Consider the following 19,695-nt stretch of genomic DNA (forward strand, 5'->3'; position numbering starts at 1 on the left):
TGCGCGCGCCTCGACATGGACGGTGCGGGAGGACTGCCGCGTCATCTTGATCCTCTATCCGCCCTTCGCCTGATGCCGCCCGAGCGCCTCCACGATCTCGCGCGTGCCGATGCGGCCGAGGAGGCGGCCCTGATCGGTGACGACGACCTCGCCCCGGTCCTCGCCCCTCTCCCCGCCTTGGCCGCCCGTCAGCGCGGCCATCACGCGGCGGAGCGAGGTGCCGGGCTGGGCCATGGCCGCGACGCGCGCGGGCGCCTCGTTTGTCCCCGGCGCCAGCGGCGTCATCACGTCGCCGGCGGTGAGGACGTTCAGCGGGTTCATGTGCGCGACGAAGGCCGTGACGTAGTCGTCCACCGGACGCAGGACAATGTCCTGCGCGGTGCCGACCTGCACGATCCGCCCGCCCTCCATGATCGCGATGCGATTGCCGATCTTGAAGGCCTCGTCGAGATCGTGGCTGACGAAGATGATCGTCTTCTTCAGCCGCTGCTGGAACTCCAGAAGCTCGTCTTGCAGGCGCGAGCGGATGAGCGGATCCAGCGCGGAGAAGGGCTCGTCCATGAGGAGGATCGGGGCGTCCGTCGCAAACGCCCGGGCGAGGCCGACGCGCTGCTGCATGCCGCCGGAGAGCTCGCCCACCAGCGAGTTCGCCCGCTCGGCGAGTCCGACGAGTTCGAGCTGGCGCATCACCGCGGCGCGCCGCTCCGCCTTGGGGCTGCCCGCGAATTCGAGGCCGAGCCCGACATTTTCCGCGACCGTGCGCCAGGGCAGGAGCGCGAACTGCTGGAACACCATCGCCACCTCGTGGCGGCGAAGCTCGCGAAGCCGGCGCGACCCGCAGGCGGCCGGATCCACCGCGCCGCGCCCGGTGTCGATGAGGACGCGCCCGCGCGTGATCGGGGCGAGCCCGTTCACGGCGCGGATCAGCGTCGACTTGCCGGAGCCGGACAGGCCCATCAGGACGGCGATCTCGCCGCGCCGGATCTGGAGGCTCGCGTCGGCGACGCCGAGCATCAGGTCCGTCGCCTCGCGGATCTCGGCGCGCGTCGCGCCGCGATCGATCAGCGGCAGCGCCTTTTCCGCCTTCTTGCCGAAGACGATCGAGACATTGTCGAAGGTGACGATCGGCGCCTCGTCGGCGGCCGTCGCGGGAACGGTCGCGCTCATCGGCGGCCTCCTTCCTCGATCCGGAAGAAGCGATCGAGGATGATCGCGAGGAGGACGATGGCGAGACCGGACTCGAAGCCCATGCCGACATCGATCGAGTTCAGCGCCCTGAGCACGGGGACGCCGAGGCCGGGCGCGCCGACGAGCGCGGCGATCACCACCATCGAGAGCGACAGCATGATCGTCTGGGTGAGGCCCGCCATGATCTGCGGCAGGGCATAGGGGATCTCGACCTTGATCAGCCGCTGCATCGGCGTCGCGCCGAAGGCGTCCCCGGCTTCGATCAGCTGAAGGGGCGTCGAGGCGATGCCGAGCCGCGTCAGCCGGATCGGCGAGGGCAGGGCGAAGATGACGGTCGCGACGAGCCCGGGCACCATGCCGAGGCCGAAGAGGATCAGCGCCGGGATCAGGTAGACGAAGGTCGGGATCGTCTGCATGAGGTCGAGAACGGGCCGGAGCACGGCGTAGAGCCAGGGCCGCCGCGCCGCCGCGATGCCGACGGGCACGCCGATGATCATGCAGACGGCGGTGGAGGCAAGGACGAGCGCCAGCGTGTCCGTCGTCTCCTTCCAGTAGCCGAGATTGACGATCAGCAGGAAGCCGAGAACCGTGAAGAGGAAGGCCGGGATCGAGCGCCGCATGAGCAGCGCGACGAGACCGAAGACGCCGATCACGACGAAGGGATGGGGCGCCTGGAGAAGAAAGAGAAGCGCGTCGATGAAGGCTTCGAGGCCGGCCTGGATGGCGTCGAAGACGCCCGATGCGTTCGTCGTCAGCCAGTCGACGAAGGCGACGGCGAAATCGCCGATGTGCAGGCGGTGGGCTTCGAGCCATTCCACGGGGCAGGGCGCTCCTCAGACGGGGTTGGGATCGTGCGGCGCCGTTCGGGCGCGGGGACCGGCGCAGCGATGGCCGGTCCCCTGTTCGTCCGGGATCAGGAGGCGCCGAGCGAGGACTTCACGGCGGCGAGGCCGTCCTGGCCGTCGAGCGTCGTCACCCCGGCGAGCCAGGCGTCGAGCACGCCCGGATTGGCCTTCAGCCAGGCCTTGGCCACGGCGTCCGGCTTCTCCTTCTGGTCGGTGATGGCGCTCATCATCGCGTTTTCCGCCTCGAGCGAGAAGGTGAGGTTGGTCAGGAGCTTGCCGATGTTCGGGCATTCGGTCGAATAACCCTTGCGGGTGACGGTGTGGACCGTCGCGCCGCCGAAGTTCGGCCCGAAATAGTCGTCGCCCCCTGCCAGATACTCCATCTGGAAGTTGGTGTTCATCGGATGCGGTGCCCAGCCGAGGAAGACGATGGGCTTTTCGCCCTTCGTGGCGCGCGCGACCTGCGAGAGCATGCCTTGCTCGGACGAGGCGACGAGCTCGAAGTCCTTGGTGCCGAAATCGTTCTTCTCGATCATCTTGACGACGAGGCTGTTGCCGTCGTTGCCCGGCTCGATGCCGTAGATCTTGCCGTCGAGGTCGTCGTGGAACTTGGCAAGGTCCGCGAAGCTCTTGAGGCCCTTGTCGTAGAGATATTTCGGGACGGCGAGCGTGTACTTGGCGCCTTCGAGATTGGTGTGGACGCGCTCGATCGAGCCCTCGTCCACGTATTTCGAGATGTCGCCGGTCTGCGCGGGCATCCAATTGCCGAGGAAGACGTCGAGATCGTTGTTCTTGAGAGAGGCGAAGGTCACGGGCACCGAAAGGATCTTCACGTCCGGCGTGTAGCCGAGGCCGGCCAGAAGCTCCGCGGCGACGGCGGTCGTCGCGGTGATGTCCGTCCAGCCCACATCGGAAAGGCGAACCGTGCCGCAACTGGCGGCATCCTGCGCAAAAGCCGGGAGGCTTGCGGACATTGCGAGGACGAAGGCGAGGGTGGACGTCAGGCGCATGGGAAAACTCCTCCGGAAGAAAATCGCTTGGGCTCGACTATCGCCAAGCCGCGGGCCCGGTGCAAGGCGAGGCGGTGTCCGGTGGCGGCTATACGAACGCGAATGCGAGGCGCCGGAACGCCGGATTACGACGACCCGTGGCGCAAAATCGGTCAGAGGGCGATCGCTGCCGTATTTTTGATCTCTTCCATCACGGCATAGGTGTGGGTCTCTCGGATGCCGGGCAGATTCAGGAGGGCGTCGGAGAGAAAGGCCCGGTAGGCGTTCATGTCGGCGACGCGCGCCTTCAGGAGATAGTCGAAGCCGCCGGCCACCATGTGGCATTCCATGATGTCGGGATTGGCCTTGGCCGCCGCGGCGAAGGCGCCGAACACGTCCTCGCTGGTCCGCTCGAGCTTGACCTCCACGAAGACGATGAGCCCGCGTCCGAGCTTTTCCGGACACAGACGAGCGGTGAAGCCGAGGATGTAGCCGTCCCGCTGCAATCGCTTCACGCGCTCGGCGGTCGCGGTGGGGGAGAGATGCACACGCGTGGCGAGATCGAGATTGCTGAGGCGCCCGTCGCCCTGCAACTGGCGGAGGATCTGCCGGTCCTTGTCGTCGATCTCGCTCATCGTCACCTTCATAGCGGCTTTCCCCCGTGATTGTCACGGGAAGCGGTGCCAAGATTGGTGAGATCGCCTTTCGGGAAAATGTTAGTCATGGCGCATCCCGAAGACGCCTTTTCCATCCGAGGAACCGTCGATGTCGCAGCGCGCCGTGCCCGCCTTCTCCGCTCCCTTCGCGCCCGAGGACGAGGCGGCGGTTGCCGCGCTCCTGCGCCGCGCCGGCGACTTCGGCCATGACGAAGGCGCCGTCGACCGCACGGCGCGCCGGCTCATCGGGGCGATCCGCGGCCAGTCCGGCGGCATCGGCGGCGTCGAGGACTTCCTGCGCGAGTTCGGGCTGTCGACGCGCGAGGGCCTCGCCCTCATGGTGCTCGCCGAAGCGCTGCTGCGCGTGCCCGATCCCGCGACGCAGGACAAGCTGATCGAGGACAAGATCGGCGCCGGCGACTGGACGAACCACGAGGGCGGCGAGGACCGCATGCTCACCGCCGCCTCCGCTTGGGCGCTCGGCGTCTCCGCCCGCATCATCCGCCCCGGCGAGACGCCGACCGGCGTCATCGGCTCGCTCGTCAAGCGCATGGGCGCGCCGGCCGTGCGCACCGCGACGCGTCAGGCCATGCGCTTCCTCGGCCGCCAGTTCGTGCTCGGCGAGACCATTTCCGACGCGCTCGACCGGGCGCGGGGCCTGGAGAAGAAGGGCTATCGCCACTCCTACGACATGCTGGGCGAGGGCGCGCGCACGCAAGGCGACGCCGATCGCTACTTCAAGTCCTATGCCGACGCGATCGAGGCGATCGGGCGCAAGGCCGGCAACAAGGCGCTCCCCGATCGCCCCGGCATCTCGGTCAAGCTCTCCGCGCTCCATCCGCGCTATTCCGCGGTGAAGCAGGGCCGCGTGATGGAGGAGCTCGTTCCGAAGGTGCGCGATCTCGCGGAGCGGGCGAAGAGCTACCAGCTGAACTTCACCGTCGACGCCGAGGAGGCCGACCGGCTGGAGCTCTCGCTCGACGTGATCGACGCCGTCGTCCGCGCGTCCGACTTCACCGGCTGGGACGGCTTCGGTCTCGCGATCCAGGCCTATCAGAAGCGCGCGCTCGCCGTGATCGAGCACGTGGACGCGCTCGCCGAGGAGGCCGGCATCCGCATGATGGTGCGCCTCGTGAAGGGCGCCTATTGGGATTCGGAGATCAAGCATGCGCAGGAGCGCGGCGTCGACGGCTTCCCCGTCTACACGCTGAAGCCCGCCACCGACCTGTCCTATCTCGTCGCGGCGCAGTCGCTGCTCGGCCGACGCGCGCGGCTCTATCCCCAGTTCGCGACCCACAACGCGCTGACGGTCGCCACCATCCTCGAAATGGCCGGACCCGACGCGTCCGGCTTCGAGTTCCAGCGCCTGCACGGCATGGGCGAGGCGCTCTACGAGGCCGTGCGCGCCGAGCGCGGCGGCCAGCTCTCCTGCCGCATCTACGCCCCCGTCGGCGGCTATCGCGATCTTCTCGCCTATCTCGTGCGCCGGCTTCTGGAGAACGGCGCCAACTCCTCCTTCGTCGCCAAGGTCGGCGACGAGGACGTGCCCGTCGAGGAGCTTCTGGAGCGACCGCGCGATCTTCTCGCCAACGGTCCCGTCCGCCATGGCCGGATCGCGCGGCCTGCCGCGATCTTCGGCGCGCGTGTCAATTCGGCCGGCGTGGAGCTCGGCGACCGCAAGGCTCTGGCGAAGTTCCTGAAAAGCCGCGACGCCGCCGATCTCGGCACGCCGGACGCTCGCTGCGGCTCGAAGGCCGCGGGGTCGGACACCGTCTCGGTCGAGATCCGCTCGCCCGCCGACGGCCGGCGGGTCGGCACCAGCCACCACCTTTCCGCCGACGCCGCCCGTCGCGTGATGGATGCCGCGAAGCTGCAGGTCGCCGCCGCCGAGCGCGTGCCGGCCGCCGCCCGTGCGGGCGCGCTCCGCAAGGCCGCCGATCTCATGGAGGCGCGGCAGGGTCCGCTGATGGCGCTGCTTGCCCGCGAGGCCGGCAAGACCGTCGAGGACGGCATCGCCGAAATCCGCGAGGCCGTGGACTTCCTGCGCTTCTATGCCGGCGAGACCGAGCGCCTCTTCTCCGCGCCCGTGCCGCTGCCCGGCCCGACCGGGGAGGAGAACAAGCTGCGCTATCGCTCGCGCGGCGTCATCGTCGCGATCTCGCCCTGGAACTTCCCGCTCGCGATCTTCGCGGGGCAGGTCGCGGCGGCCCTCGCCGCCGGCAATGTCGTCGTCGCCAAGCCCGCCGAGCAGACGCCGCTGATCGCCGCCGCTGCCGTCGCGATCCTGCACGAGGCGGGATTTTCCGGGGACGTGCTGATTCTGGCCCCTGGCGACGGGGCGACGGGCGCGGCTCTCGTCTCCCATCCCGCCACGTCCGGCGTCGCCTTCACCGGCTCCACCGACACGGCCTTCGCGATCAACCGTTCGCTCGCGGCCCGCAACGCGCCGATCGCGCCCCTCGTCGCCGAGACCGGCGGCATCAATGCGCTGATCGTGGATGCCACCGCCTTGCCCGAGCAGGTCGCCGACGACGTCGTCGCCTCGGCGTTTCGCTCCGCCGGCCAGCGCTGCTCGGCGCTGCGCCTGCTCTTCGTGCAGGAAGACGTCGCCGAGCGCATGACGCAGATGATCGCGGGCGCCGCCGCCGAACTCTCCCTCGGCGATCCCCGCGACGTCGCGACCGATATCGGACCGGTGATCGATGCCGAGCAGAAGGCGATGCTGGAGGCGCACATCGCCCGCATGCGGCGCGAGCAGAGGGTCCGGTTCGCCGGTGCCCTGCCGGCCGACCTTCCCGGGGACGGTCACTGGATCGCCCCGCACATCGTCGAGATCGACCGTCCGGAAGCGCTCGATCGCGAGGTCTTCGGCCCGGTTCTCCACATCGTCCGGTGGAAGGCGGGCGAGCTCGGCAAGGTCTGCGAGGCGATCGAGCGAACCGGCTTCGGCCTGACGCTGGGTGTCCACAGCCGGATCGACGAGACGATCCGCGAGGTGACGGAGCGCATGACGGTCGGCAACATCTACGTGAACCGCAACATGATCGGCGCCGTCGTCGGCTCCCAACCCTTCGGCGGATCCGGCCTCTCCGGCACCGGCCCGAAGGCCGGCGGCCCCAACTACGTCGCCAGATTCGCCCGCGAGCAGGTGGTCTCGACCAACACGGCCGCGGCCGGCGGAAATGCCAGCCTCATCGCGATGGATGCGGGGGCGTGAGGTCAGGGCGAGGGGCGGAGAGCGCGGAGTTTCAGTGCGCGCCCCCCTCTGCCTGCCGGCATCTCCCCCTCAAGGGGGAATCAGGCTGATCTTCGCCGACAGAGCTCTGCCGATCTTCCCCCTTGAGGGGGAGATGTCCGGCAGGACAGAGGGGGGCGCCTCGCGCGAAGTGACGAGCGTAAGGCGATCCCTCACGCGTCGAGGATCACCGCGAAGCCGCCGTAGATCATCCGCTTTCCGTCGAAGACCATGTTCGCCATCGACAGGCGCTCGTCGCTCATCAGCTTCCCCATGCCGGCATCGCGCGTCGCCTTGTCCGGCCACTCGATCCAGGAGAAGACCACCGTCTCGGTCGGCTCCGCCTTCACCGCCATCTTGAAGTCGGTCAGCTTGCCGTCCGGCACGTCGTCGCCCCAGGTCTCGACCATGCGCAGCGCGCCGTATTCCTTGAAGATGGGAAGCGCCAGTCTCGCCTGTTCGAGATAGGCGTCCTTCTTGTCGCTCGGCACGGCGACCACGAATCCGTCGATGTAATTCATCTCTCGTTCCTCCCGGTGTCTCGTCGTTCAGGCGCTGTCTCGCTGATCAGGCAGCGGCTACGGCCCCGGCGCCGGGCGATCCGTCCGTGCCGCCCGCGGCGGCGGCGGGGTCCATCCACATGACCTCCCAGATGTGGCCGTCCGGGTCCTCGTAGGAGCGGCCGTACATGAAGCCGAAGTCCTGCGTCGGGGTCGGATCGCGGGACCCGCCGGCAGCGCTCGCGGCCTCGACCGCGCGATCCACCGCTTCCCGGCTCTCGCAGGAAATGCAGAGGAGGACCTGTGCCGTGGAGCGTGCGTCCGCGATCGCCTTCGTCGTGAACTGCGCGAACTTCGGATGGGTGAGCAGCATGACGAAGATCGTCTCGGACAGGACCATGCAGGCCGCGGTCTCGTCCGAGAATTGCGGGTTCTTCACCGCGCCGAGACGCTCGTAGAAGGCGACGGATCGCGCAAGGTCCGCAATCGGCAGATTGACGAAGATCATCATCGGCATGGCGTTCGTCCTCCCAGGCCGTTTGCTCGGCCGTTTCGTTTGACCCATGCTGCCGCAGTCGGTTATCATTCGCAACGATGACATTACAAAAAATAACCAACCGGGAAGCGACCGCGGAAACGGCGCGGCGCCGGCGCTACGACGATGCCTGCGCCGCCGCCCATGCGCTCGACCTCCTGGGCGAGCGATGGGCGCTTCTGGTGGTCCGCGAGCTCATGACGGGTCCCAAGCGCTTCGGCGACCTCCGTCGCGATCTGCCCGGCATCAGCGCCAATGTCCTGACGCAGCGCCTCGCGGGGCTGGAGGAGGAGGGCATTCTCGTTCGCCGCCGCCTGCCGCCGCCCGCCGACGTCCCGGTCTACGAACTGACGCAATGGGGTCTGGAGGCCGAGCCGATCTTCCAGGCGCTCGGTCGCTGGGCCGCGCGCTCGCCGTCCCACGATCCGACGCGGCCCTTCAGCGCCGCATCGCTCGTCCTGTCCATGCGCACCATGCTGGATGCCGGCCGGGCGACCGGCTTGGACGCCCGCATCGGCTTTCGCCTCGGTCGCGAGACCTTCCTCGCCCGTCTCGTGGACGGCGCGATCGAGATAGCGGCCGGTCCGCTCGACGGTGCCGACCTCGTCCTCACCGGACCTCCGGCCGTCGTCGCCGCCGCGCTCTACGGCTCCGTGCCGCTGCGCGATCTGGAAGCCGCGGGCGAGCTTCGACTGGAGGGCGACCGCGCCTTGGCGGACCGCTTCGTCACGCTATTCCCTTTGCCGGCCAAGGCGGAGAAAGCCGGGACGGCAGCGAAGAGGCAGCGGGCAGGCTGAACGCCCGCACCGATCCGGTCGCGCAAGGGGCGCGGCGGCACCGGTCCGCTGCCGTTCCAGCCTCGCGCCAGCCCGATCCGGCATTCTGTTCCCTGTCGGATCGATGTCCGCGGCGCCCAGAGGTCCTCCTCCTCCCACCGCGCCGGGCATGGGTCAGGCGGCAAGAACCGGATGGCGGCGATCCTCCCGCGCGGTCGACCGGTCGCATGGAAATGACGAAAGGCCCGGACGTCCTCCCCGTCCGGGCTTTTCGCGTTTTGCTCGATTGGCGTGGGGCCTCCCTCCCTTTATGGTCCCGCCCGGGCATGCCGGCCGGTTCGGCCGATGAAGGCGGAGGCGGTCGATGGACGGCAGCGCAATGGAGTTCAAATCCGATATCGAGATCGCGCGCGCCGCGACGAAGCAGCCGATCCGCGAGATCGGGGCGAGCCTCGGCATCCCCGAAGAGCATCTCGTGCCCTACGGCCATGACAAGGCGAAGATCTCCGCCGTTTTCATCGAAAGCCTGAAGGACCGGCCCGACGGCAAGTTGATCCTCGTCACCGCCGTCAACCCGACGCCGGCCGGCGAAGGCAAGACGACCACCACCGTGGGTCTCGGCGACGGGTTGAACCGCATCGGCAAGCGCGCCGCGATCTGCATCCGCGAGGCCTCGCTCGGGCCCTGCTTCGGCGTCAAGGGCGGCGCGGCGGGCGGCGGCCATGCCCAGGTGATCCCGATGGAGGACATGAACCTCCACTTCACCGGCGACTTCCACGCCATCACCAGCGCGCACAATCTTCTCTCGGCCCTTCTCGACAATCACATCTACTGGGGCAACGAGCAGCGGATCGACACGCGCCGCGTCGTCTGGCGGCGCGTCATGGACATGAACGACCGCTCGCTCCGCCAGATCGTCTCCTCGCTCGGCGGCGTCGCCAACGGCTATCCCCGCGAGACCGGCTTCGACATCACGGTCGCCTCCGAGGTCATGGCGATCCTCTGCCTCGCGACCGATCTCGACGACCTCGAGCGCCGGCTCGGCGGCATCGTCGTGGCCTTCCGCGTCGACAAGAGCCCGGTCTTCGCGCGCGACATCAAGGCGGACGGCGCGATGGCCGTGCTTCTGAAGGACGCGATGCAGCCGAATCTCGTGCAGACGCTGGAGAACAATCCGGCCTTCGTCCACGGCGGCCCCTTCGCCAACATCGCCCATGGCTGCAACTCCGTCGTCTCGACGAAGACCGCGCTGAAGCTCGCCGACTATGTCGTGACCGAGGCCGGCTTCGGCGCCGATCTCGGGGCGGAGAAGTTCTTCGACATCAAGTGCCGCGCGGCCGGCCTTGCGCCCGCGGCCTGCGTCCTCGTCGCGACCGTGCGCTCGATGAAGATGAACGGCGGCGTCGCCAAGGACGCGCTCGGAGCCGAGGACGTCGCGGCGGTGACGCGCGGCTGCGCCAATCTCGGCCGCCACATCGAGAACATCCGCCTCTTCGGCGTTCCCGTCGTGGTCGCCATCAACCATTTCTCCTCGGACACCGCGGCCGAGATCGAGGCGGTGAAGGCCTATGTCGCAGGACACGGCACGGAGGCCGTCCTCTGCCGCCATTGGGCCGAGGGCTCCGCGGGCATCGAGGATCTCGCCCACAAGGTCGCGAGCCTCGCCGATGGCGGCACGTCCCGCTTCGAGCCGATCTACCCCGCGGAGATGGGGCTCTTCCAGAAGATCGAGACCGTCGTGAAGCGCATCTATCGCGGCTCTGCCGTCACGATGGAGCGTGGCGTCATCCGCCAGCTCGCCGACTTCGAAGCCCTCGGCTACGGCGACCTGCCGGTCTGCATGGCCAAGACCCAGTATTCCTTCTCCACCGACCCGACGCTTCGCGGCGCCCCGGACGGCCACGTCGTCCACGTCCGCGAGGTCCGCCTGTCGGCCGGCGCCGGCTTCGTCGTCGCCATCTGCGGGGAGATCATGACCATGCCCGGCCTGCCCCGCGAGCCCTCGGCGAACCGGATCTTCCTCAACCGGGACGGGGCGATCGAGGGACTGTTCTGAGCGCATGGCAGGGCAGTGCCGGACCGCGCTGCCGGGTGAAGCAGACCTCATCCCGCGACCTGACGCGGTCGCGGGATGAATGACACCGACGATCGCTCATCGGCATAGGATGGCTCCTTCAGCCCCAGATGACGCGCTCGACCTCGATCGGCTGGGCAGGGGGTGCCGAGAACACCTCCCGCCGCGCGACGAAGGCGGGCTCGCCTCCCTCCTGCCAGAGAGCATGCATCTCCTCGGGCAGCCCGTCCGCATCCGTGTAGGCGATGATCCGGCGCGGCTGGCCGTGCGGCGGAGGCACCGCGGCGAGCGCCTTCATCTCGTTCGCTTCAAGGGCGAAGTACGCGTCGAGAGCGATGTTCGCCGTGCTCACCTCGCCGAGCGAGGCTCGGCTTTGTTCGGGCGTGGCATGCTGCAGGCGCAGCGAGACGTGGAAGAGAAACTGCTCGCTCGCCAGCGCGTAGAACCAGCGTCCGCCCGAGCCGCGGCCGACATATCCGAAGGCAAGTCCCGAACGCGGCCAACCCTGTTCCAGGAGCCCGGTCAGTCCGGCAAGACTGTCGGCTTCGAGCAAGGTCTCGTCGCTCGCGTAGATCGCGCCGAGCGCGACCTCGGACAGACGATCCGCGTAGAGCCTGGGAACCGGCGGCATGGCGATGCCGAGATCCTGCGCCATCCAGACGGCGCTCTGCAGGACGCCCTCGTCGTCGTCCTCCTGCGGCGCAACATCGTGAGCGACTGCGACCGTTCCGTCATTGATCAAGGTGTTCGTTCCTTCTGCCGTCCTGTTTCAGCGCTCAGTGCTTGCCGAGATCGAGCGGGATCGGAACGTCGATCTTGTTCAGCGTCGTCTGATCGCGCTTGACGTAGCTTCTGAAATCGGAGGCCATCAGAAAATCGCTGGCGTTCATCTCCTCGCCCGATGTCGGATCGATGCCCTTCCAGGTCTCGAAGTTGTCGACGATCATCCCGTCATTCTTGAGCGCGTTGGCGTGCTCCTTGAGCTTCGCCAGTCGCGACAGTCCGGCATCGACCTCCTCCTGGGTGAATTCCGGGCCGATCGCCTCCTTGAAGCTCTCGGGGGTCATCGCCTGCAGCTTGTCGAACATCTCCCGGCTCATCAGCGGCGGCGGACCGCCATAGGTCTTCTTCAGATCGGGGCGCGTCGGCTCGAGGTCCGTCATGGCCTTGCCCATGCACATGTCGTTGTCGATGCCGATGATCTGCGCTGAGGTCCCGGAAATCTGGATGAAGATGTTCTCCGGCTGGCGGTCCATCTGCGCCATCAGGCAATCGGCGACTTGAAGGTCGAGAAGCCCCTTCTGGATGTTGGCTGTCAGTGGCGGATTGCTGGTCCCTGTATAGGGAATATCCTTGAAGCCGGTCTGCTTCTTCGTCCAGTCGCCGTTCTCGGTCCGCGTGACGCCGTAGCCCTTGAGATTGTCATGCCAACCCTTGTCGAACTCGTGGTTGTATTGTTGGACGAGCTTCTGATCGGTAACGGGAACGTCGGTCTTGAGGATGAGGGACTCGCTCTTGGCGAGCTTCATCGCGATGGCGGCCTGGCCGTTGTGGACGACGATGTCGGACATCGGGATCGTCTTGCCGATGCCGAGCTTCTCCGCGACGTTCGAAGAGGCGATGTTGCGCGCGGCGGTGCGCATGTCCGATTGATCGAAGCCGCTCGACGACTCGCCGGCCATCAGTTTCTCGGCTTCCTTGCTGATGCTCTTCACCACCCGCATCTCGGTCCCGTAGGAAATCAGCGACACCGAGTTCGCCTTGCCGGAGGCGAAACTGTCCTTCGACTTCCCCTTGTCGATGATGGAATCGTTGAGGTCCTTGTTGTAGCCGGACGCATCGGTCACGCCACCGCGCAAGAGGACAAGGCCGTCGGCGACCGTGATGCCCTTGCCCTTGGTGTTCACGAGGTCGCCCAGCCGGTCGAGCAACTGGAGTTCCTTCTGCGCCATCGCCTTGAGGTCCGCCATGACCTCGCGGCGATCGGATTTCGTGCTGCTTCCGGCATGCTTGTCGGCATAGGCGTCGGCATCGGTGATGACCTTGTTCAGGTCCGTCTTCAACGCCTGAATGTCTCGGGTCCGGACGTCGCCGACCTCGCCGCCAAGCTTCGAAAGCTTCGTCTGATACGTTTCCAGATGCGAAAGCGCCGCCTTGTACTCGTTGGAGTTCGTCTTCAGCGTCTTTCCCATGATGGTGAAGTCGCTCTTCGGCGCGCCGCCCATCTTCTCGATCAGCTCGCTGCCGGACATCATGCCGCTGCTGGCCTTGACGTCCCTCGGTGCGATCTTCGGCTCTTCAGGAACGTCGACCTTCCCCTGGTAGAGAGGATTCATGAAAACCTTCGTGCCAGATATGGTGTTGCTCATGACGCCGTTCTCTCTGATGGCAAGTGGTGGTATCGACTGGCTTAGACGGCCGGCCGATATCCCACTGTCACGAACGTGATAGCTCCACCGAGACGCTGACATTCCGGGCGAGGGCATCGTGGCCACCGCGCTCGAAGAGCACGCGCACGTTGCCGAGCGTATCGGCTCGGCAACGCGGCTCGACGTCTTGATGAAGCTGCCCGACCGCTCCTTCACCGAGGAGGGGGCAACCATCTCTACACGTGATGCTCGACCGTCCGATCGCCGCCCCTACGTCGCCTGCCCCGGCTTTAGCGGCAGGAACTGATACGCGCAGGTTTCCGTCAGCGTCCTGTCCCCCTGCGAGACGTAAATGCGTAGCTCCACCGGCTCCTCGCCCTCGGCGGTGATGTCGAAGGTGGCGCGCCAGGCGGTGCCGACCTTCAGCGAGTAGCAGTCGAGGCGGGAGATCTCGCCCCGCGAGGCCGAGACAACCGCCTTGACGTCCTTGGCCTCGCGCGAAAGGGCGGCGATGGCGCCGTCGTCGAAGTCGATCGTGACCTTGGTGGCGTCGGCCGGACGCGGCTGGCCCGGAACGCCGCCGCGCCCGAGGCGGGTGGCGACGACGCGGCCGAGGTCGACGTCGCGCGGCGCCTCGTTCGCCCAGGTCATGACGTAGTCGTAGCTCAGCGCATCGCCCTTTTTCGTTGGGTTCGCCGAAACGAAATAGGCCGCGATGTTGTCGTGGATCTCGTCGTCGGTCGGGATCTCCACGAGCTGCACGCCGCCCGGCCCCCAGTCCCCCTTCGGCTGCACCCAGACACTGGCGCGGCGTTCGTAGAAGACGCCGTCGTCCTGGTAGTGGTCGAAGTTCCGGTCGCGCTGGAGAAGGCCGTAGCCCTTCGGGTCGGCGCCGGAAAAGGTCGAGGTCATCACGCGGTCCGGATTGTTCAGGGGGCGCCAGAGCCGCTCGCCATTGCCGGACCAGATCGCGAGCCCGTCCGAATCGTGGACCTCCGGCCGCCAGTCGATCCGGCGCAGCTTGTCGGTTTCCGAATACCAGTACATCGAGGTCAGCGCCGCGATGCCGAGCCGCTCGATGTCCTCGCGCAGGAAGAAGCGGTTGGTCACGTCCATCACGATCGGGCCGTTCTTGGAAATGTCCATCCGGATCGCGCCGGACATGCGCGGTCCGTTCATCAGCGCGTTGACGACGAGCGTGCCCGTGGCGGAGGCTTCGAGATAGAAGGCGGTGAAGCGGGGAAACTCCTCCGGCCGGGGCAGCGCGACGTCGATGGCCACGGCCCGGGCCGACATGCCGAACTGGTTGTCCTCGCCGGACGTGCGGAAATAGGCGCCGCCGAGAAAGGCGATCCAGTCCCGCTCCGAGCCCGGCTCCAGCACGCGGAAGCCGGCAAAGCCCACGTCCCTCGGAAGCTCCTGCGCCGGACTGTCCGCCGGCATCTCGAAGAGGCCGGGATCGTAGACGACCTCGCGCGAGGCGCCGTTCTCGACCACGGCGATCGTCACGGGCAGCTGGAAGTAGCGGCCGAGATGGAACATGCGCACCGGCGCATCCTCGCCGGGCACGACCAGCGTCTCCTCCGGCCGGTACTTGATCTTCCAATGCGCGTCGAAATCGATCCGGTCGAGCACGGCCGGGTTCACCGAGATCTCCGGAACATAGGGAGCCTCGGCCAGCCTTCGCGCCTCTTCCACGAGGAGATCGAACGAAAAGGGCCGCGCGGGCTGGAACGACAGATGCGCGGCATCGCCGCCGATGCCGGAGGCATCGCCCCCTGCCGCGGCGGCGGCATCGGCGGCGGCATGGGCCGCTGCGGGCGCGAGGCCGAGGGCGGCGAGGGCGAGGATAAGCTGGCGGCGGTCGATCATGAACAGCTGTCCTTTCCAGGTCGGGCGAACGGGGGCGGATCGCGCTCCGCCCCCCGGCGACAGCGCTCGAACCCGCTTCCTCGTCTCCGCGTCGCGGGAACCGTCTTCGGCGTTCCCCTTGCGGCGGAAGCGGGCGGATTTCAGACAGCGCGGCGACGAAATTGCAAGCCCGGTCTCGGCAAACGGCCTCGTCTTGCGGGAAGACGGCGACGTCGCCTGCCGCTAGAAGGAGGCGCGCCGAGGGGTGGCAAAGCCCGGCCCGGAGGGGGCGGGGCGCCAGGGAGCCCGGCGGGAAAGGACCGCGTGATGACACTCGTGCTCTACACGCATCCCATGTCGCGCGGACGCACCGCGCGCTGGATGATCGAGGAAATCGGCGTCCCCTATCGGACGGAGATCCTGGACTTCGGCTCGACCGCAAGGGCGCCGGACTATCTCGCCGTCAATCCGATGGGCAAGGTGCCCGCGATCCGCCACGGCGATACGGTCGTCACCGAGACCGCCGCGATCTGCGCCTACCTCGCCGACGCCTTTCCCGAGGCGGGGCTCGCGCCGCCCCTGCCGGACCGGGGCGCCTATTATCGCTGGCTCTTCTTCGCGGCGGGGCCGATCGAGGCGGCGGCGGCCAACCAGGCGCTCGGCGTCGACGTGCCGGCGGACAAGCGCGGGATGGTCGGCTACGGCTCGATGGAGGCCGTCGTTGCCGCCGCCCAAAGCGCCGTCTCGGCGACGCCCTTCATCGCGGGGGAGCGGTTCTCGGCGGCGGACGTCTATGTCGGAGCCAGCATCGCCTGGATGACGCAGTTCGGCATCTTCCCCAAGACGCCGGCCTTCACCGCGTATTGGGATCGTATCAAGGACCGTCCGGCGCTGCAGCGCGCCAACGGCATCGACGATGCCCTCATCGCCGAACGCAAGGCGCGGGCGGACCGTGAGACGAAGGGCGTCTGACCGGCGAGGGGACAGGGCGGCGTGATCGGGATCCGCCGGCTCCCCTCCCGAGATGTCGGGCGGCACGGCATCCCCCATTGCCCTTCGGCCCGTCTCGCGCTAACGATTTCGCCATGACGACGATCGCGCTCAATGGTCTTTGGTGGCAGGCTCGCTGATAGGCGGCCTTTGAGCGTTTCTGCGTGTTCGAAGACGAGGTCGCCCTGGTTCATCCGGCGGCCTTTTTTGTTGGGCGTGTCCGGGCGGCGGGGCCGAGGAGAGACAGGCGATGACCCATACGGCTGCCCCCGGCGGGGCCGATCTCTACGTGACCGAAGGCGGCGTCGCCATCACGCGCCGGCGCGAAGCCGTGCCCTATGCCGGGGCGATCGAGCCCTATGTCGATCGGCTGGACACGCGGCGCGGCGCGGTCTTCTCGTCCAACTACGAATATCCCGGCCGCTACACGCGCTGGGACACGGCGATCGTCGATCCCCCTCTCATGATCACCTCCGCCGGCCGCGCCCTGACGATCGAGGCGTTGAACGATCGTGGCGAGGTGCTTCTCGGCTTCGTCGCGCAGGCCCTCGCGGGTCACGGGGACATCGCCTCGCAAACCGTTTCGTCGCGCCGGATCGACATCGCCGTCAAGCATCCCGATCGCGCCTTCACCGAAGAGGAGCGCTCGCGCATGCCGAGCGTCTTCTCGGTGCTGCGCACGGTCGTCGCGCTCTTCAAGTCCGACGAGGACGGCGATCTCGGCCTCTACGGCGCGTTCGGCTACGATCTCGCCTTCCAGTTCGACCCGGTCGAGGAGACGCTCGCGCGCCCCGGCGATCGGCGCGACGTCGTCCTCTATCTCCCCGACGAGATCCTGATGGTCGACCATTACGCGGCCAAGGCCTATCTCGACCGCTACGACTTCGAGAAGGACGGCGTCTCGACCCAGGGGCGCGCGGGCGGCGGGCCGGAGGCCCCCTTCGCGTCCTCCGGCCGCATTCCCCCGCGCGGCGACCACGTGCCCGGCGAATACGCCCGGCTCGTCAAGGCCGCCAAGGAGAAGTTCATGCGCGGCGACCTCTTCGAGGTCGTTCCCGGCCAGACCTTCTACGAGCGCTGCCAGAGCGCGCCCTCGGCCGTCTCGCGCAAGTTGAAGAGCCTCAATCCCTCGCCCTATTCCTTCTTCATCAATCTCGGCCAGAACGAGTTCCTGATCGGGGCGAGCCCGGAAATGTTCGTGCGCGTCAACGGCCGGCGCGTCGAAACCTGCCCGATCTCCGGCACGATCAAGCGCGGCGACGACGCCATTTCAGATTCCGAGCAGATCCTGAAGCTTCTCAATTCCAAGAAGGACGAGTCCGAGCTGACCATGTGCTCGGACGTCGATCGCAACGACAAGAGCCGGGTCTGCGAGCCCGGATCCGTGCGCGTCATCGGCCGGCGTCAGATCGAGATGTATTCGCGCCTGATCCACACGGTGGACCATATCGAGGGGCGCCTGCGCGAGGGCATGGACGCGTTCGACGCCTTCCTGTCGCATGCCTGGGCCGTCACGGTGACGGGCGCGCCGAAACTCTGGGCCATGCGCTTCATCGAGAAACACGAGAAGAGCCCGCGCGCCTGGTACGGCGGCGCCGTCGGCATGATGCACTTCAACGGCGACATGAACACCGGCCTCACGCTGCGCACGATCCGCCTGAAGGACGGCATCGCCGAAGTGCGCGCCGGCGCGACGCTTCTCTACGATTCCAATCCGGAGGAGGAGGAGGCCGAGACCGAGTTGAAGGCCTCCGCCCTCATCGCCTCGATCCGCGAAGCCGGCACGGCCAACGCCGTGGCGGGCGAACGGGCGAGCGCGCGCGTCGGCGAAGGTCTGAAGATCCTCCTCGTCGACCACGAGGACAGTTTCGTCCACACGCTCGCCAACTACTTCCGGCAGACCGGCGCGGAGGTGACGACGGTCCGGACCCCGGTGCCGCAGGAGATCTTCGATCGCGTGGCGCCGGACCTCGTCGTCCTGTCGCCGGGGCCGGGCAACCCGACCGACTTCGACTGCAAGGGCACGATCGCCGCCGCGCGGGCGCGCACGATCCCGATCTTCGGCGTCTGCCTCGGTCTTCAAGCGCTGGCGGAGGCTTACGGCGGAACGCTGCGCACCCTTCACGTGCCGGTGCACGGCAAGCCCTCCCGCATCCGCATCTCCAAGCCCGGCATCATCTTCTCAGGGCTTCCGAGCGAAGTGACGGTCGGCCGCTACCACTCGATCTTCGCCGATCCGGTGCGCCTCTCCAAGGACTTCGAGGTGACGGCCGAGACCGAGGACGGGGTGGTCATGGCCTTCGAGCACAAGACGGAGGCCGTCGCCGCCGTGCAGTTCCATCCGGAAAGCATCATGTCGCTCGGCGGCGGAGCCGGCATGCGCATGATCGAGAACATCGTCGCCCACCTGCCGCGCCGGGCTCGCATCAAGGCGGCCTGAGCATCATGAAGAGAACGGACGGCCGCCATCCCGACGCGGTTCTGGTGACGCGCATCGCGATGGCCTCGGTCGGCATCGGCATCGCCGTGCTGGCGATCAAGACCGCGGCCTGGTGGGTGACGGGATCGGTCGCGCTCTATTCGGATGCGCTGGAATCGATCGTCAACGTCGTCGCGGGGCTCGTCGCGCTCTGGGCGGTGACGGTGTCCTTCACGCCGGCCGACGACGATCACCCTTTCGGCCATACCAAGGCCGAGTATTTCTCGGCCGTTGTCGAGGGGGCCCTGATCATCGTCGCGGCGCTCCTCATCCTGCGCGAGGCCTGGTTCGCGTACCTGACGCCGCGCAGTCTCGAAGCCCCGATGCTCGGCATCGCGATCAACGGCGCGGCGACGCTGATCAATCTCGGCTGGGCGCAATTCCTGATCCGCCAGGGCCGCGAGCGCCGGTCGCCCGCGCTCAGCGCCGACGGTCGCCACATCATGGCGGACGTCGTCACCTCCGTCGGCGTCCTCGCGGGTCTCGCGCTCGCCAGCGTCACCGGCTGGACCCTGCTCGATCCGATCATGGCCGCCCTCGTCGCGGTGAACATCCTGCGCGAGGGCTGGCACGTCGTCACCGCGTCCTTGTCCGGCCTGATGGATCAGGCGATGGACCCCGCGGCCGAGGAGCGCGCCCGCGCCCTCATCTCCGAGCATGCGGAGGGCGCGCTGGAGGTTCATGACGTGAAGACCCGCATCGCCGGCCGCGCGACCTTCATCGAGTTCCACATGGTCGTCCCCGAACTCATGACGGTGGGCGCCGCCCACGACATCTGCGACCGGATCGAAGATGCGCTGAAGGCCGAGATCGAGAACGCGACCGTGCAGATCCATGTCGAGCCCGACAGCGAGATCAAGCAGACGGGCGTGCCGATCGTCTGATCGGGATTGACGTTCGACACCAGCGTCGTCGGCGCCGGCTGGGCCGGCTGCGTTCGCGTCGCCCGCCTCAGCGCCGATCCCGCGCGCCGGGTGCCGGTGCCGAAAGCCGGCGGCGCTCGGTCTCTCGCTTCCGACGATCAGGATCGCGGAACGCGCTTCGGCGAGGATCTCGCCGAGTGCGACGGGTGGCGTCGGTCACGAGGCACGCGCGTGCCGGCCCCCGGCCACGCCGTGTCCAACGGTCCTTGCGGCGAAGAACCGATGTCGGGTCGATCCGGCAGGCCGCCAGGCGACGGCGGACAAAGCGCGGGTAACGGTGGACCG

15 protein-coding genes are annotated in these 19,695 nt (G+C 67.8%); 6 read left to right on the forward strand and 9 right to left on the reverse strand.

What is annotated here, in order from left to right:
- Positions 1-54 precede the first annotated feature (54 nt).
- From choV to ASG43_RS21585, 4 genes are all read right to left on the reverse strand, one after another.
- Positions 55-1,167, reverse strand: coding sequence for a choline ABC transporter ATP-binding protein (choV, locus tag ASG43_RS21570; protein ID WP_056509466.1), 1,113 nt, complete (start codon positions 1,165-1,167; stop codon positions 55-57).
- The gene (choW, locus tag ASG43_RS21575) at positions 1,164-2,006 is read right to left on the reverse strand and encodes a choline ABC transporter permease subunit (protein WP_056509469.1); all 843 of its coding nucleotides are present in this window, start codon (positions 2,004-2,006) and stop codon (positions 1,164-1,166) included. The genes choV and choW overlap by 4 nt, the downstream gene beginning before the upstream one ends.
- 95 nt (positions 2,007-2,101) lie before the next feature.
- On the reverse strand, positions 2,102-3,043 hold the full coding sequence (locus tag ASG43_RS21580; RefSeq protein ID WP_056509472.1) for a choline ABC transporter substrate-binding protein: 942 nt from the start codon (positions 3,041-3,043) through the stop codon (positions 2,102-2,104).
- Positions 3,044-3,195: 152 nt separating this feature from the next.
- Entirely contained in the window at positions 3,196-3,657 is a 462-nt protein-coding gene (locus ASG43_RS21585; RefSeq protein WP_056509662.1) for an Lrp/AsnC ligand binding domain-containing protein, read from the reverse strand.
- Positions 3,658-3,787: 130 nt separating this feature from the next.
- Here ASG43_RS21585 and putA point away from each other — a divergent pair, with 130 nt between their 5' ends.
- A complete protein-coding gene (gene putA, locus ASG43_RS21590; RefSeq protein ID WP_056509475.1) occupies positions 3,788-6,895 on the forward strand; it encodes a bifunctional proline dehydrogenase/L-glutamate gamma-semialdehyde dehydrogenase PutA in 3,108 nt (1,035 codons plus the stop codon).
- Between the two features lie 191 nt (positions 6,896-7,086).
- Here the strand turns inward: putA and ASG43_RS21595 are convergent, their stop codons facing one another.
- Positions 7,087-7,434, reverse strand: coding sequence for a DUF1428 domain-containing protein (locus ASG43_RS21595; protein ID WP_056509478.1), 348 nt, complete (start codon positions 7,432-7,434; stop codon positions 7,087-7,089).
- A 46-nt stretch (positions 7,435-7,480) separates the two neighbouring features.
- On the reverse strand, positions 7,481-7,930 hold the full coding sequence (locus ASG43_RS21600) for a VOC family protein (protein ID WP_056509481.1): 450 nt from the start codon (positions 7,928-7,930) through the stop codon (positions 7,481-7,483).
- A 77-nt stretch (positions 7,931-8,007) separates the two neighbouring features.
- Between ASG43_RS21600 and ASG43_RS21605 the strand changes: the two genes are divergently transcribed.
- Both ASG43_RS21605 and ASG43_RS21610 read left to right on the forward strand, forming a co-directional pair.
- The gene (locus tag ASG43_RS21605) at positions 8,008-8,745 is read left to right on the forward strand and encodes a winged helix-turn-helix transcriptional regulator (protein WP_056509482.1); all 738 of its coding nucleotides are present in this window, start codon (positions 8,008-8,010) and stop codon (positions 8,743-8,745) included.
- 343 nt (positions 8,746-9,088) lie between these two features.
- Entirely contained in the window at positions 9,089-10,780 is a 1,692-nt protein-coding gene (locus ASG43_RS21610; protein ID WP_244488196.1) for a formate--tetrahydrofolate ligase, read from the forward strand.
- Positions 10,781-10,898: 118 nt separating this feature from the next.
- Here ASG43_RS21610 and ASG43_RS21615 read toward each other — a convergent pair whose 3' ends face one another.
- The 3 genes from ASG43_RS21615 to ASG43_RS21625 all read right to left on the reverse strand — a co-directional run bounded on the left by ASG43_RS21615 (position 10,899) and on the right by ASG43_RS21625 (position 15,039).
- Complete coding sequence (locus tag ASG43_RS21615) at positions 10,899-11,540, reverse strand: hypothetical protein (protein ID WP_056509489.1); 642 nt, start codon at positions 11,538-11,540, stop codon at positions 10,899-10,901.
- A 34-nt stretch (positions 11,541-11,574) separates the two neighbouring features.
- Complete coding sequence (locus ASG43_RS21620) at positions 11,575-13,167, reverse strand: hypothetical protein (RefSeq protein ID WP_156386833.1); 1,593 nt, start codon at positions 13,165-13,167, stop codon at positions 11,575-11,577.
- 270 nt (positions 13,168-13,437) lie between these two features.
- A complete protein-coding gene (locus tag ASG43_RS21625; protein ID WP_082491116.1) occupies positions 13,438-15,039 on the reverse strand; it encodes a glucan biosynthesis protein in 1,602 nt (533 codons plus the stop codon).
- A 306-nt stretch (positions 15,040-15,345) separates the two neighbouring features.
- On the opposite strand from ASG43_RS21625, the gene ASG43_RS21630 reads away from it, so the two are divergent.
- The 3 genes from ASG43_RS21630 to ASG43_RS21640 all read left to right on the forward strand — a co-directional run bounded on the left by ASG43_RS21630 (position 15,346) and on the right by ASG43_RS21640 (position 19,371).
- The gene (locus ASG43_RS21630; RefSeq protein WP_056509500.1) at positions 15,346-15,990 is read left to right on the forward strand and encodes a glutathione S-transferase family protein; all 645 of its coding nucleotides are present in this window, start codon (positions 15,346-15,348) and stop codon (positions 15,988-15,990) included.
- Between the two features lie 268 nt (positions 15,991-16,258).
- A complete protein-coding gene (locus ASG43_RS21635; RefSeq protein ID WP_056509503.1) occupies positions 16,259-18,448 on the forward strand; it encodes an anthranilate synthase in 2,190 nt (729 codons plus the stop codon).
- A gap of 59 nt (positions 18,449-18,507) precedes the next feature.
- Positions 18,508-19,371 carry a cation diffusion facilitator family transporter gene (locus tag ASG43_RS21640; RefSeq protein ID WP_244488206.1) on the forward strand — a complete coding sequence of 288 codons (864 nt, stop codon included), beginning with the start codon at positions 18,508-18,510 and terminating at the stop codon, positions 19,369-19,371.
- Positions 19,372-19,695 lie beyond the last annotated feature (324 nt).

This window comes from Aureimonas sp. Leaf454 (assembly GCF_001424685.1).
Taxonomy (GTDB): Bacteria; Pseudomonadota; Alphaproteobacteria; order Rhizobiales; family Rhizobiaceae; genus Plantimonas.

Coding starts and splice junctions, on each gene's coding strand:
- choV (WP_056509466.1), bottom strand. CDS start 1,167: ATGAGCGCGACCGTTCCCGCGACGGCCGCCGACGAGGCGCCGATCGTC.
- ASG43_RS21580 (WP_056509472.1), bottom strand. CDS start 3,043: ATGCGCCTGACGTCCACCCTCGCCTTCGTCCTCGCAATGTCCGCAAGC.
- ASG43_RS21585 (WP_056509662.1), bottom strand. CDS start 3,657: ATGAGCGAGATCGACGACAAGGACCGGCAGATCCTCCGCCAGTTGCAG.
- putA (WP_056509475.1), top strand. CDS start 3,788: ATGTCGCAGCGCGCCGTGCCCGCCTTCTCCGCTCCCTTCGCGCCCGAG.
- ASG43_RS21595 (WP_056509478.1), bottom strand. CDS start 7,434: ATGAATTACATCGACGGATTCGTGGTCGCCGTGCCGAGCGACAAGAAG.
- ASG43_RS21600 (WP_056509481.1), bottom strand. CDS start 7,930: ATGCCGATGATGATCTTCGTCAATCTGCCGATTGCGGACCTTGCGCGA.
- ASG43_RS21605 (WP_056509482.1), top strand. CDS start 8,008: ATGACATTACAAAAAATAACCAACCGGGAAGCGACCGCGGAAACGGCG.
- ASG43_RS21610 (WP_244488196.1), top strand. CDS start 9,089: ATGGACGGCAGCGCAATGGAGTTCAAATCCGATATCGAGATCGCGCGC.
- ASG43_RS21620 (WP_156386833.1), bottom strand. CDS start 13,167: ATGAGCAACACCATATCTGGCACGAAGGTTTTCATGAATCCTCTCTAC.
- ASG43_RS21625 (WP_082491116.1), bottom strand. CDS start 15,039: ATGATCGACCGCCGCCAGCTTATCCTCGCCCTCGCCGCCCTCGGCCTC.
- ASG43_RS21630 (WP_056509500.1), top strand. CDS start 15,346: ATGACACTCGTGCTCTACACGCATCCCATGTCGCGCGGACGCACCGCG.
- ASG43_RS21635 (WP_056509503.1), top strand. CDS start 16,259: ATGACCCATACGGCTGCCCCCGGCGGGGCCGATCTCTACGTGACCGAA.
- ASG43_RS21640 (WP_244488206.1), top strand. CDS start 18,508: ATGGCCTCGGTCGGCATCGGCATCGCCGTGCTGGCGATCAAGACCGCG.